Below are 13,684 nucleotides of genomic sequence, written 5' to 3'. Positions count from 1 at the left end.
TAGTGATAGCAAAGTGACCGCACCAGAAAAATCCACACACGTCAACTTTGTTATAAGTGTTCAAAACACCAAAACGCTCTACAACCGTATTACTGGTAATGCAAGGAGCCAAGCAAATGAGCACCCCAAGAATTGAACGCCTTAAGTCAGCGCTGTTTGAATCACAACGTGAAATATCCCTTGAACGCGCATTACTTTACACAGAAAGCCATAAAACGACAGAAGGTGAACACACGCTAATTCGTCGTGCAAAAGCCACCGCCCACGTTCTCGACAATGTCGAAATTTCTATTCGCGAACATGAGTTGATTGCTGGCAACCGCACAGTAAAAGCACGTGCAGGTATTATCTCTCCAGAGATGGACCCTTACTGGATTGAGAAAGAGCTCGATATATTCGCTACTCGCCCTCAAGATAAGTTTTTTATCTCAGAACAAGATAAAGCCGTTTACCGTGAGGAGCTACTGGCTTACTGGTCAGAACGCTCAATGAAAGATTTCATCAACGCGCAAATCCCATCCGAAGTCAAAGATGCCGTTGCACAAAAAATCTTTAGTGTCAACCAGACAGATAAAGGCCAAGGCCACATCATCATCGACTTTGAACGCTTACTAGAACACGGCTTAGGTTCGTTACTGGATGAAATGCAGGGCCTAGCGTTAAGTAACCCAAACAATGAGTTCTATCAATCTGTCGTGCTATTGCTAGAAGCCTCAATCCGCCATATCTACCGTTATGCTGATCTTGCGCAGAGCATGGCAGAAGCTATTGAGGATGCAGAGCGCAAAGCAGAGCTGGTCAAAATCGCTAATATTTCTCGGAAGATCGCTACTAATAAACCGCAAGGTTTCTACGAGGCGTGTCAGCTATTTTGGTACATGAACATTGTTCTGCAATACGAATCTAATGCAAGCTCGCTATCTTTAGGTCGCTTTGATCAATACATGATGCCGTTCTATCAAGCGTCTATTGATGCTGGAGAATCTCCGGCGTTCCTGAAAGAGTTATTAGAAAGTCTATGGATTAAAACCAACGATATCGTACTTCTGCGCTCTTCCGGCAGTGCTAAGTTCTTCGCAGGTTTCCCTACCGGTTACACCATCTTACTTGGCGGACTGACTGACACAGGTAAAAGTGCGGTTAACACTCTATCTAGCCTATGTTTAGACGCGTATCAAAGCGTGCAGCTTCCACAGCCAAACTTAGGTGTTCGCGTCAACGAATTCATTGATCGCAGCTTCTTAATGAAAACTGCGGAAACCATTCGTCTTGGCACAGGTATCCCGCAAATATTCAACGACGAGGTCGTGGTTCCAGCGTTCCTTAACCGTGGAGTTTCACTCGAAGACGCGCGAGATTACTCGGTAGTGGGTTGTGTTGAGCTCTCTATACCAGGCAAGACTTATGGCCTGCATGATATCGCTATGTTCAATCTGCTCAAAGTGATGGAACTAACCATGCTGCGCAATCAAAACAATCCAGATATCAGCTTTGATAACTTGGTTGAACAAATTCGCAATGACATCAAACACTACATAAAACTAATGGTCGAAGGCTCGAACATCTGTGATGTTGGTCACCGTGACTGGGCTCCAGTTCCTCTACTGTCATCGTTTATTAGCGACTGTATCAAGAACGGCAAAGACATCACTTACGGCGGTGCTCGCTATAACTTCTCTGGTGTGCAAGGTATCGGTATTGCCAACCTATCAGACTCACTACAAGCGCTAAAACGCTTCGTTTTTGAAGAGCAGCGTCTGAGTTTTGCTCAATTTATCGACGTACTAAACGCCAACTTCGATGTTCCTGAAGGTGACAAGATTCGCACTCGCCTAATGAACAAATATGAGAAATACGGCAACGATATTGATGAGGTCGACAACCTAGGTTCTGAGCTTCTACGCCTGTTCTGTAAAGAGGTAGAGAAGTATGATAATCCGCGTGGTGGTCAGTTTACTCCGGGCTCTTACACCGTTTCAGCGCACGTACCGCTAGGTGCTGTTGTTGGCGCAACTGCAGATGGTCGTTTAGCTGGAGAACAACTGGCAGATGGTGGCCTGTCACCTATGCTGGGTAAAGATCAACTTGGCCCTACAGCGGTACTTAAATCAGTAAGCAAGCTAGACAATTACCTCCTTTCGAACGGTAGCCTACTCAACGTTAAGTTCACACCTGCAACCCTAGAAGGCCAATCTGGACTAAGCAAACTGTCTGACTTCTTGCGCGCGTTTATGAAGCTAAAACTCCAACACGTTCAGTTCAACGTCCTCAATGCGGAAACGCTGAAGAAAGCGCAGCAAAAACCTGAAGATTACGCAGGGCTGGTCGTTCGTGTCGCAGGCTACAGCGCATTCTTTGTTGAATTATCGAAAGAGATTCAAGATGACATCATTAGCAGAACCGCACATGAGCTGTAATTCAGCACCAAAAGATCAAGCGAGCAGTGCCCGGATATTCAACATCCAGCGCTACTCGCTGCACGACGGCACTGGTATCCGTACCGTAGTGTTCTTTAAAGGCTGCCCATTAAGCTGCCCATGGTGTGCTAATCCTGAGTCGCGTTCGCACCGCACCACATACCTGCGCCGAGAATCCAAGTGCATAGATTGTGAAACCTGTGCCATGGATGTCGATGAGTGTCCAAGTGGCGCTTGGGAGCAAGTCGGCACAGATATGACCTTAGATGAAGTTGTTGCTGAAGTGACCAAGGATGACGTGTTCTTCAACACTTCAAATGGCGGAATTACTTTATCAGGTGGTGAGGTGTTAACTCAGCCTAAGTTTGCTATTGAGTTACTCAGCAAACTCAAGGCGATGGGATTTAGAACCGCGATTGAAACCTCGGGGCACGGTAACACCAAGCAACTACTCAAAATTGGTCAGTTGTGCGATGAAGTGCTGTTTGATTTTAAAATCATGGATCCACAACGGGCCAAAACCGTAATTGGGATTAATCTGGAACTGGTTTTAGACAACTTCCGCCAATTGGTAGAGCAAGGAACGAACGTCATCCCTCGCCTACCCCTCATCCCAGGTTACACCTTAGACCTAACTAACACAGACCGGGTGATCAACTTCTTGCGCCCGTTCAAACTTAGAGAAATTCATTTACTGCCATTTCATCAATATGGCGCAAACAAATACCAAACCTTGGGCATGGAGTATCTACTCGAAGACGTTCCGGTTCCGAGTAAATCAGAGGTGGAAAGCATACGCCAACACGTTGCGGCAAAAGGCTACCACGTCATCATTGGAGGATAAACATGATTAAGAAAATACTCATTACTGGCGCAAAAGGCTTCTTCGGTACTCGTTTTATCAACCGCTACCAAGGCGAGTTTGAAATCCTTGGCCTAGACGTTGAACAACTCGATATCACAGACAATCAAGCGGTTGTCGCTACTTTTGCTGACTTCCAACCAGATTACGTTATCCACGCTGCGGCGATTGCGGTGACAGACTTCTGTAACAAGCATCCTGACGTTGCACACAAGGTCAATGTTCAAGGCGCAATCAACGTAGCAAAAGCGTGTAAAGAACATGGTGCTAAGCTGGTGTTTATCTCCACAGAGCAAGTGTTTAACGGCAACCCAGAGAAAGGTCCATACAACGAATTTGACCAACCTGTGCCAGATACCGTGTACGGTCAGAACAAGCTAGAGGCAGAGAAGGAGCTAGCAAGTATTCTCGACGAAATGTGGGTACTGCGCTTTACCTGGCTGTTTGGCCTTCCTGAGCGTAACACAACCATCAACCCGAACGTGGTTTGGAACACACTACAAGCGCTAGTTAACGGACAGGTGATGCAAGAGCGTCGCAATGAATTCCGTGGTCTAACTTACGTTCACGAGCTTATCGAACAGTTCCCGAAAATTTTCACTATTCCTTACGGTACCTACCACACAGGAGCACATAACCCAGCAAGCCGATATGAGATTGCAGAGCATATTCTCATAGAATTAGGCCAACAAGAGCGTCTAAATGAACTATTAGAAGCAGCAGATGCACCAAAAACACGCGATGTACGCTTAGACACAAGCAAACTCGCCGCCCAAGGGGTGGTATTTACTGAAAGTAAAGATGCCATTACCAAGTGTCTGAAAGAATTCCACTTTATTTAAATTTGTTTAGCTACGCGGGGCGTAGCCTAGCCCAATTTAGGAGCAATACCATGATTTACATGCTAGATACCGCAGACCTTAACGCAATTCGCAAAGCGGTAGATCTTTACCCACTGGCAGGGGTAACGACCAACCCATCCATTATAGCTAAAGAGAACCGCCCCCTTAAAGAGATCCTATTGGATATCCGTGAGTGTATTGGTGAAGAGCGTATGCTACATGCCCAAGTGATGGGTAAAGACGCAGAGACAATGCTTGAAGAAGCTAAAGCTCTAAAAGCATTTGATAACAACATCATCGTAAAAGTGCCAGCAACGCCTCAGGGCATCAAAGCGATGAAACTTATCCACGCAGAAGGCATCCGTATTACCGCAACGGCTATCCTTACTCCTCAGCAAGCATTAATGGCAGCAGTGGCTGGCGCAGAGTTTCTAGCCCCTTACGTAAACCGTCTAGATAACATCTGTAGCGATGGTGTGAATGTTGCGGCTGAGATGGTGGCACTGATCGACACTTATAACTTGGATGCTAAGGTTCTCGGTGCATCATTTAAAAACGTGCAGCAAGTTCATCAATTATCTCTAGTAGGCGCACACTCAGTAACGATTGCGCCAGATGTATTTGAACAACTGTTGGTGCATCCACTGACAGACTCTGGCGTCGCAGGCTTTATTGCTGATTGGGAAGGTGTTTATGGGAAAGATACCACGGTGCTAGATGTACTATAATGTGATCGCGTCCTTATTTTTTGGTCACTGGATTATAAAACACACAAATTGAAACCAATCGCATGCCCAATGATATTACAATCGTTGGGCATTAACATATAATACTAATCAGGTATTTATCTCGATTGGTATAACTAATAAAAGACCGCATTATGAAAATCGTTGGAGTTACTGCGTGCATCAGTGGCGTAGCACACACCTACATGGCTGCCGAAGCACTAGAGAAAGCCTGTAAAAAAGCGGGATATAAAATCTCAGTTGAAACCCAAGGAGCGCTGGGGAGCGAGAACCAACTTGAAGAGTCTGATATCGCAGAAGCTGATGTTGCGGTCATTATTGCCGATATCAATATTGACGGTGTTGAGCGATTCAGTCAAACGCGAATTGTGCGTTGTTCCATTGCGCATTTTTTAAGAAATAGCGAAGAAGTACTTCAAGCTATAAAAAAATACGCAACGCGCCACCTAATGCAGAGCTCATTCTCTAGTCTGCTGACGTTGCACTTGAACTAAGATACTGCGCGCGATACTCCGACGGAGAGCGTGCAGTTTGGTTTCTAAACACGCGACAAAAATAGTTACTATCCTTAAAGCCGCAGCGATGCGCTACCTCTTTCACTTTCATATCGTATTCAATCAATAAGTATTTTGAGCGCTCCAAACGTACATGGTTTAAATATTCGTTGAATTTAAGTTGCCCCTCTTTCTGAAACAACTGAGACAAATAGTTCGGTGACACATAAAAATGCTGAGCAACTGATTCGCGTGTTAAAGGCTCGTGATAATGCTGCTCAAGATGATCCCTCACCGCTTCAAACAATGCATGGCTTTTAGACGGTGTTTCAACTGGTCGCTCAATCAAATCGAGAATATGACTAACTAACGCCCCTACCAACAAGCGTTTTGTTCCTTGACTCTCTGGCTGTTTGATCAGTTCTTCAATCGCATTAAGAATAAACGCACCGATTCGCGGGCCACGACGAAGGACATTTTCCTTAATCGCAGAGTCAAACTGCCCTCCATCCCAGCTAAGTAAACTCATACCAAAACTCTGCTTACCCGCCATCACAGTTAGAGTGACGACAGGTTTATTCCACATCGGCTTATTCCAACTTTCTGCAGGTAAGTACAATACTCCCCCTGCTTTAGTGTGTATTGCGTGTCTATCCCCATACTATTACCTACTTCCATATCCAACTCTCCCACCAGAACCATTTCTAAGCGAGGAAAGTGAACTTGATAAGCTAATGGCGGAGGTGAGGGTAGATTACCAGCAAAGTAGACATCACTAATAGCTTCAGTCTGGTTTGCATAATATTCAAGCGCTTCTAATAAATATGTTTTGTCTAGCATGTTTGATTATCTGTATGAGTTTTAACCATACCAAAGTTACGGAAGATTACTCCTTAAAACATTATAGTTATTAACCTGCAAGAAAATATGTGAGCAATCACGTTAAAGATATGCACTAAATCACACTTCACTTTATAGTCAACAAATATCCAGTATTTCGAACAATTCCCCTACTTATAAAACATCTAATGTCCATTATTTTGGCTGTTAATGTCAGCACTAAAATAATATCAAAAGGTACCCTCCATGACACAAATCGCTCAAACTCATTTAAATGCTCTTGGTGCAGATCTTGAACTATCCCCTCAGATGATTCATGAACTAGACACCCAAGGTTTTACAGTAATTCACAATGTTGTCGATAAAGATTGGCTAGAAGAGATACGCCGCACCATCGACATGCTTGTTGAACGAGAAGGGAAGAACTTGGCGATCGAACATCACCAAGAAGAAGGTGTAACAAGAGTCGCCAACCTGATAAACAAAGGCACAGTATGGGAAAAGGTATGGGCACACCCGCTTGTTCTCTCCGCTTGTAAACACATCTTTGGTGGCGCTTTTAAGATATCTAGCCTCAACGCACGAGAGGCTCATCCAGACTGTGGCCATCAACCGCTTCATGCAGACTGGAAAAAGCCGCGTCCAGATTTCCCTAAAGTCCACCTAGTTAACTCAATTTGGGCGATTGACGACCTAACCCGTGAGAATGGTGCGCCTCGAATTATCCCCAGTACTCATTTACGTCCAGAATTGCCTGAAGAGGTTTTAGCTGATGTTGAAGGCGCGCACCCTGATGAAATCTATTTGGAGTGTCCGGCTGGCAGTGTGATGATTTTCAACGCTCACACTTGGCATGGCGGCACTATTAACTACGCAGGAACGCGCCGTCGTGTGCTTCACGGCCTCTATATCGATCGTGACGATGTCGCGCAACAAGATCAACAAAAATGGCTTACTGAGCATACTGCCAGCCGCCTAACTCCAGCTCAAAAATGGCTACTAGATGTAGAGTAATCAAACCAAAAGTTAGCTGTTCAACATGAATGGCTAACCTATTGAAATAGTGAAACATAATATATCAGTATATAAAGCAAACAACGTCATTAATAGTAATAAATGGGAGAACGTTACTTCTTGGCAAGAATTGTTCAATATTGACACCCCAGACATTCACCCCTAGCAGAATCGTGGATGGACGTATTTTCGCGTAAAGCCGCACAATCTGGGGTAAACCGCCGAACGAACCAATACACAAGAATCTAGATCACACAGAATGAGTTGATTTTAATTCACACCTACTGAATATTAATGCGTATTATAACTTCAATAAGCCTCAATAGATATTGACTGAACTTCGTAGAAATTACTCTTTAATAGTAGACGATACAAAGTCAACCAGAGCTTCATCTCTCGCTAAAGCTCCATTCCACATATTATGTTGACTTGGGATCTTAAGCTGCAAATTGTTCAGTCAAACAAAATCCAGTCCTTACTAGATTAGACTAAATTTTCGGTCTCAAAAATTTGCGTGGTCACCAGTTGGTCACAATTGTGACCATCCGTGCCCTACAAAATATGAGTCAGCAAAATTTATGTGAATAAAACAGAATAAATATTTGAGTAAAAGAAGAGAAATAACAGAGAATGTACAAGTATACTTTACAGGCTTCAGAAACAATAAAACCCGCTAATGTGCGGGTTTTATTGATAAATTTGGTGGGTCCGGGCGAACTCGAATCGCCGACCTCCGCCATGTCAAGGCGATACTCTAACCAACTGAGCTACGGACCCAAATTTACATATATATTCAATTTTTATGGTGGGTCTAGGCAGACTCGAACTGCCGACCCCTACCATGTCAAGGTAGTACTCTAACCAACTGAGCTATAGACCCAAATTCTGTGTTCTATTGTTCTTAATGATTAAGAATGGTGCGTCCGAGTGGACTCGAACCACCGACCCCCGCCATGTCAAGGCGATACTCTAACCAACTGAGCTACGGACGCACTGCTTTAGAACGAAAGCGATATTAGCGACTGAACCTGAGGCATGCAAGTGCAATTTCTATGTTTTTGAACTAATTGGCTCTTCTATAGACAGTTTGGTGTTTTTTTATCCGTGCTTATAAAGTCTCTCTTAATACGCGCTAAATAGCTTCTTATTAATAAGACGCTCGTAAACCACTTCTCTTTAATTTTGTGACACCGACCCAAAATACTGATTGATTGATTACTCTAAAAACGTAATATTGAATTTACCCAAAAATAGCCAATAACAACCGATATCAAAGTAGTGAATGGACGTTCATATTTTCGATAACTCACACACTCTACGAGCTTCCGTCTTAACGGGAGTCAGCCTTTTCATGTCTGTTATTGCACTTTGTTTTGCGGTTTTTCACTTCCATGTGACTGGTAAATATTTTCACTCAGGGCTAGATCTCATTTTGGGGGGATACTCTTTTTATGCTTATCAATTAGCTAAGAAAAACAAGCATAAAAAGCATCACATCCAAATCTTCGTCTACTTATTTACCTTTGTGGCATCTACTTCTATTTATACCCAGCCGATTGAACATGGTACTTATGTATGGACAATGTTGTTCCCTATTTTCTTTTATTCTCTATTGGGGATAAAACAAGGACGAGCTTTCTGTTTTGCTGTGCTTCTTATTCACCTAACTAGCATTTACCACAAAGTAGACTCGAACCAAGTTTTGCAAGCACTTCCGACTTTTACCAACCTTATTGCATGTTACGTGTGCATATGGATCATTGCTCACATCTACGAGTTCAACCGAAGAAACATTGAAAATTCACTTACTTATCTAGCATCTCGAGACTCATTAACCGGAGCTCACAACCGCTTATCCCTGACTTCGACATTTAAGCACTTTGAAACTCATAAAGACGATGAAACAACACTTTGTCTGCTTTTTATTGATTTGGACTATTTCAAGAAAGTGAATGACCAATATGGCCATGATGCTGGTGACAAAGTATTGATGGAAACCACCCGCCTGCTTTGCCAAGTGGTCGGTGACGATAATCTTTATCGGATTGGCGGCGAGGAGTTCTGCGTTACTCTTTTTGATCATCCGATTGAACTAGCAGAGCAAGTTGGAGAGCGAGTCCGCTCAATGATGAGCCAACACTTGTTCGCTTTTGGTGATAAAAGAATACACATTACACTCAGTGTGGGCATCTGCGAATATAGTGACGGAGACAAACTCAGTGATCTCTTGAAGCTCGCAGATCTTCAGCTCTATAAAGCAAAAGAAAACGGACGTAATCAAGTCCGTTTGAGTCGCGCTTCAAAAGATCTCACAGAAGATACCAGCACCTGTTAACCATTAAATCAACTTAGTTTAGGCGCTCTATATTTGGGTCGTCATCAAAGTTGTCCTGCTCAAACACCACGTTGTAGTTTTCTGTGTATGTGCAGTGTGGCTGACGGCTGCAAGTAAAGAATCGACGCCCTTTGAAATCACCTTGGCTAGCGGTTTTTATCACCATAGGACTACCACAGCGTTTACAGAATCGTACTTCTTTATCTGATTCAATAAGGTCGATATGTGCAGCGAGCAAACGTCTCAGTTTACTTACTTGGTAACTCAGTTTCACATTAGTGCCAATCAGTGGGATGTTGGCGGATTTGCATACGTGAATAAGCAATTTTTCACGTTCAACTTTGCCTTTTTTCAGTTCCTTCCCGTCATCAAGTTCAATGATCACTCTTGGCTCTAATGTACGAGCATCACAAACAACAAAGTCAAAATAACTTTTCGCAATTCGGTTGTAGGCGATAAACCACTCTTTCTTATTATTGGTTTTTGTAGGGGTAACAAGATTCGCCATACTCACTTTTGCTAGCACTACACCATGATCACCTACTGCCGTCTTCAGAGCGTTATAAAAAGCACTTTCAGTCATATTCAGGGCTGCACCCTTTGACTTGTATGCAAAGTCTTTTGTTTCGTCACGACGAGTAACTGTTTTCTGAATGATATAGAAAAACAAAACTAAAATGGCAACAACAATAAAAATGTTGGTCATGATAAAAAGCCGACTCCTAAGCTAAACGACGCTAACACGTTAATTCATAACCGAAGTTATGTAGAAAAACCAGTACTGATGGTTACTTTTGAGAGATGTTGATACAGCAATGCCGAACCAGCCGTTCATCGCCTAGCGTTTGAACTTTAAAAACGATGGCTACTGATATTTTTCGACGATGGACTGATAACGAGTTTTTCCCAGAGAATCTGTTGTATTTTTAATGTTGTCGAGATTTTTTTGTAGCTCTTTAATCACTGTTTTATCTACGCTTTTGTTGAAAGCATAATAGATTTCACTTTGCTCAAGTGTGTATACGCTCTCGAAGCTGCCCGTTCCATAACCAGCTCTTTCGATTAACCAGCCTGCCGAGCGTTCATCGTACACCAACAAATCTATTCGATTTTTATAAAGCAGTTCAATTAAGCGGCTAATATGTGTTGCTTCTTGCATGGATTCTCTCGGGACACCTAAAGAAAACAGCATCTGTTCACCTACATCGTCCCTCATGACTCCTATGCGATACTTCGCCATATCTATTGGCGAGTTAATAACTATGTTACTTCCTTTACGCGCCATGACAGCTACCTTGGCGATATCAATTGGCCCGACCCATTGAAATAAGTCTTCTCTGTGCGATGTTTTCGTTGTGGAAAACAGCCCGCTATTTTTTTGAATCAGCGCAGAACGATATGAACGTGACCATGGCAGTAAAATGATGTTGTTTTTGGGAATCTCTACGCCAGAAGCTGAGGTCATTTCGTGCAGTAAGTCGACAGAAATGCCTTTAATTACCCCGTTTTCCCGAAAGTTGAAAGGGGGATAGTCTTCAGTGTAATAAACCAAAGACTCAAGAGGATGAGCTTCGACTATCGCGACATTCGCAGACAGAAGCAAACACAAAGATATCAAAAAGTTTCGAAACATTTGACTCTCCCCGAAGCAATATTCACCTATTGGTTTCTTATACTTTAGATGGTTATGACGAGAATGCAGTGCATTTGCGCATTATCGCACGAGCTTTTTATAGCTGCGTTCTGGTCTTCCGACCGTTCCGTATTTAAGATCTGCTAGTAATTCACCTGTGCTAATCAAGTACTCAAGATATCTTCGGGCGGTAGTTCGGCTTGCGCCAATTTTTTCTCCGGCTTCATCTGCCGTTAAGCTGACTGGTGTTTGAAATAGAAAACGAATCTTATCCAAAGTGACAGAATCAATACCTTTAGGAAGCCGGTAGAGTTTAGGTTCGTCACCAAGATTCGCCGTCATCATTTTATCGACAAGGTTCTGATCTAAATCGGCCATGCGTCCTAGCTCTGCCTGCCTTAAACGGTATTTATTCAAAGCGGCTTCTAAACGTGGGAATATCACTGGCTTTAACAGATAATCAACCACGCCACCTCTCATCGCTTGTTGCAACGTTTCGACTTCTCTCGCCGCAGTGATCAAGATAACGTCGCAACTGTCGTTCTTCCCTCTCATTCGCTGGATGAGATCTAATCCCGTACCATCAGGTAGGTATACATCCAAAAGAACCAGATTAGGCTTAAGAACATCAAGCTGCATCTCTGCTTCCGATTGGCTAGTGGCGATTCCCACCACTTCAAAACCTTCGATTTTATCTAAGTACTTATTATGAAGCTGAGCAATGGCTACATCGTCTTCTACGATCAAAACCCGAGTATTCATTGTTGTTCCTTTGGTAGATAAACCGTTGTACGTGTACCGAATGGGGTATTCGCTACCATTTCCAAATGTCCTAAATAACGATCGGTAAGCTGCTTAACTAAATACAATCCAACACCCCTATTATGCTTAGCTTTGCTTGAAACACCTTTTTGTAACAATTGATCTTGGCTTAGCCCTTTTGGTAGGCCACAGCCTTGATCTTCCACTTCTAAAATCACTTCATGCCCATAGTCACTAATGGACACTTGAATGGTACGACGCTCTGGCGAGATGTATGTCCCTGTTCGGATAGATGAAAGACAGGCATCAAAAGCGTTATCAATCAAATTACCCAGAATGGTGACAATGTCTTCTGCTTTGATTTTCTCTGGCAAGTTTTCTAGCTTCGAACCTTGTTCAACAAACAGTTCAAGTCCAAGCTCGCGGGCTCTTTCGGTTTTGCCTAATAGCAATCCAGCGATCAATGGGTCTTTCACAGTCTCGCGAAGAAACTCTATCAAGTTTTGATACAGCGCCGTTTCCTGACCTATCAGCTGTTGTACTGCTTCAAGTTCACCCATCTGAACCAATCCGCTTATCGTGTTCAGTTTATTTCGGTGTTCATGGGTTTGGGACCTGAGCATCTCTGCGTACTCTTTGGTTTGTGATAACTGCTCAGTAAGATCGTTAATTTCATCCCTTAAACGAAAGCTCGATACCGCGCCGACAACTTCACCGTCGACGATGATTGCGCTGCGGTTTGCAATCAGCCTTTGGTTATTCAAAAACAGCTCGATATCTTTATCTGTTTCGCCGGTTTCCAGTACGGTATACAGGTCACTATCTGGCAGAGAATCGGTTAATAATCGATTAAGTGCTTTCTCTTTGTCTAAGCCTAAAATTTCGCAGGCACTTTTATTGATTGACCTTAAATATCCTTTTGAATCGATACTTAAAATACCTTCTTTTATGGTACTCATGGTCACATCAAGTTCGACGTAAAGACGTCCGATTTCTTCTGGCTCAAAGCCCAGAATTGCTCTTTGAAATCGACGAGAGGCATAACTGGAAACGACTACGTTCGCTGCGACGACAAGCAGTGCCATACCAGTAAGATAGATAATAAACGGTTCAATTCGATTTTGTAAACGCTCAATCAGGTAACCGACAGAGACCACGCCGATAATTTGGTCATTCGCATCGCGTATTGCAGACTTTCCTCGAACCGATTTACCAAGAGAGCCTTTGGCATAGGAAACGTAAGACTCACCGGAAATCAGCGCTCGATAGTTATCGCCACCAACCATCGGTTTACCGATACGCTCATCCAGCGGATGAACAAGCCGGATACCCTGATTATCGCCAATAGAGATAAACGCGGCGCCAATCAATTGGGTCAGTTCTCGAAACTGCTCTTGTTGTTCAGCCGTAGCCTGACCGCTCTGCAGCATATTAATAACGCTTGGTGACTGGGCTAAAAATGAGGCGACCCCGAGCGCTTTCAGCCCGACTTCTTCCTCTTGGCTATGTTTCACATAAGCGAAACCCGCTGCCACTAAAAGTAACAGCTCTATCAGGCCTGATAAGGTCATAATAATGAGCAGGCGTTTACGAAAGCTGATGCTGTTCCAAGTCATGTGTTACCTCCGGGCTGAAAGTAACACTTAATTAACATCAGCGCTAAATAGGTATCGAATAGTGTGAACAACTTATCGCAATAAAATACCCTCGAAAATAACCAAAATTTTGCCCCTGAAAAT

Annotated in this window: 13 protein-coding genes and 3 tRNA genes; 7 read left to right on the top strand and 9 right to left on the bottom strand. The window is 43.4% G+C overall.

Annotation, left to right across the window (positions count from 1 at the left end; genetic code table 11):
* Positions 1-116 precede the first annotated feature (116 nt).
* The 5 genes from P4S58_RS06020 (at position 117) to P4S58_RS06000 (ending at position 5,361) form a co-directional block, all read left to right on the top strand.
* Positions 117-2,417, top strand: a complete 2,301-nt coding sequence (locus tag P4S58_RS06020; RefSeq protein WP_337163165.1) for a formate C-acetyltransferase — start codon at positions 117-119, stop codon at positions 2,415-2,417.
* On the top strand, positions 2,383-3,261 hold the full coding sequence (locus P4S58_RS06015) for a [formate-C-acetyltransferase]-activating enzyme (RefSeq protein ID WP_337163163.1): 879 nt from the start codon (positions 2,383-2,385) through the stop codon (positions 3,259-3,261). Before P4S58_RS06020 ends, P4S58_RS06015 begins: the two co-directional genes overlap by 35 nt.
* 2 nt (positions 3,262-3,263) lie before the next feature.
* Positions 3,264-4,121 (top strand): SDR family oxidoreductase, encoded by an 858-nt coding sequence (locus P4S58_RS06010; RefSeq protein ID WP_337163162.1) that lies wholly within the window; start codon positions 3,264-3,266, stop codon positions 4,119-4,121.
* Between the two features lie 50 nt (positions 4,122-4,171).
* Positions 4,172-4,849, top strand: a complete 678-nt coding sequence (locus P4S58_RS06005; RefSeq protein ID WP_337163161.1) for a fructose-6-phosphate aldolase — start codon at positions 4,172-4,174, stop codon at positions 4,847-4,849.
* Between the two features lie 152 nt (positions 4,850-5,001).
* Positions 5,002-5,361 (top strand): PTS fructose transporter subunit IIB, encoded by a 360-nt coding sequence (locus tag P4S58_RS06000; RefSeq protein ID WP_443089008.1) that lies wholly within the window; start codon positions 5,002-5,004, stop codon positions 5,359-5,361.
* Here P4S58_RS06000 and P4S58_RS05995 read toward each other — a convergent pair.
* Both P4S58_RS05995 and P4S58_RS05990 read right to left on the bottom strand, forming a co-directional pair.
* Positions 5,333-5,947, bottom strand: a complete 615-nt coding sequence (locus P4S58_RS05995) for a helix-turn-helix transcriptional regulator (RefSeq protein ID WP_337163160.1) — start codon at positions 5,945-5,947, stop codon at positions 5,333-5,335. The genes P4S58_RS06000 and P4S58_RS05995 overlap by 29 nt on opposite strands.
* A complete protein-coding gene (locus P4S58_RS05990) occupies positions 5,920-6,201 on the bottom strand; it encodes a hypothetical protein (RefSeq protein ID WP_337163158.1) in 282 nt (93 codons plus the stop codon). The genes P4S58_RS05995 and P4S58_RS05990 overlap by 28 nt, the downstream gene beginning before the upstream one ends.
* A 246-nt stretch (positions 6,202-6,447) precedes the next feature.
* Between P4S58_RS05990 and P4S58_RS05985 the strand changes: the two genes are divergently transcribed.
* Positions 6,448-7,215, top strand: coding sequence for a phytanoyl-CoA dioxygenase family protein (locus tag P4S58_RS05985; protein ID WP_237292771.1), 768 nt, complete (start codon positions 6,448-6,450; stop codon positions 7,213-7,215).
* A gap of 700 nt (positions 7,216-7,915) precedes the next feature.
* Here the strand turns inward: P4S58_RS05985 and P4S58_RS05980 are convergent.
* The 3 genes from P4S58_RS05980 to P4S58_RS05970 form a co-directional block, all read right to left on the bottom strand.
* Positions 7,916-7,992, bottom strand: a tRNA-Val gene (locus P4S58_RS05980).
* Between the two features lie 26 nt (positions 7,993-8,018).
* A tRNA-Val gene (locus P4S58_RS05975) sits at positions 8,019-8,095 on the bottom strand.
* Positions 8,096-8,130: 35 nt separating this feature from the next.
* Positions 8,131-8,207, bottom strand: a tRNA-Val gene (locus P4S58_RS05970).
* 290 nt (positions 8,208-8,497) lie between these two features.
* Between P4S58_RS05970 and P4S58_RS05965 the strand changes: the two genes are divergently transcribed.
* The gene (locus tag P4S58_RS05965) at positions 8,498-9,550 is read left to right on the top strand and encodes a GGDEF domain-containing protein (protein WP_042488671.1); all 1,053 of its coding nucleotides are present in this window, start codon (positions 8,498-8,500) and stop codon (positions 9,548-9,550) included.
* Between the two features lie 13 nt (positions 9,551-9,563).
* Here P4S58_RS05965 and P4S58_RS05960 read toward each other — a convergent pair whose 3' ends face one another.
* The 4 genes from P4S58_RS05960 to P4S58_RS05945 all read right to left on the bottom strand — a co-directional run bounded on the left by P4S58_RS05960 (position 9,564) and on the right by P4S58_RS05945 (position 13,561).
* Complete coding sequence (locus P4S58_RS05960) at positions 9,564-10,256, bottom strand: DUF2726 domain-containing protein (RefSeq protein ID WP_112404035.1); 693 nt, start codon at positions 10,254-10,256, stop codon at positions 9,564-9,566.
* A gap of 159 nt (positions 10,257-10,415) precedes the next feature.
* Entirely contained in the window at positions 10,416-11,183 is a 768-nt protein-coding gene (locus tag P4S58_RS05955) for a substrate-binding periplasmic protein (RefSeq protein WP_337163157.1), read from the bottom strand.
* A gap of 81 nt (positions 11,184-11,264) precedes the next feature.
* A complete protein-coding gene (locus P4S58_RS05950; protein WP_102955186.1) occupies positions 11,265-11,945 on the bottom strand; it encodes a response regulator in 681 nt (226 codons plus the stop codon).
* Positions 11,942-13,561, bottom strand: a complete 1,620-nt coding sequence (locus P4S58_RS05945) for a sensor histidine kinase (protein ID WP_337163155.1) — start codon at positions 13,559-13,561, stop codon at positions 11,942-11,944. The genes P4S58_RS05950 and P4S58_RS05945 overlap by 4 nt, the downstream gene beginning before the upstream one ends.
* Positions 13,562-13,684 lie beyond the last annotated feature (123 nt).

Source organism: Vibrio sp. Hal054, assembly GCF_037162405.1.
In the GTDB taxonomy this organism is placed as follows: Bacteria; Pseudomonadota; Gammaproteobacteria; order Enterobacterales; family Vibrionaceae; genus Vibrio; species Vibrio diazotrophicus.
Note: the sequence above shows the minus strand (reverse complement) of the source record. Positions and strands in the feature narration are given on the sequence as shown.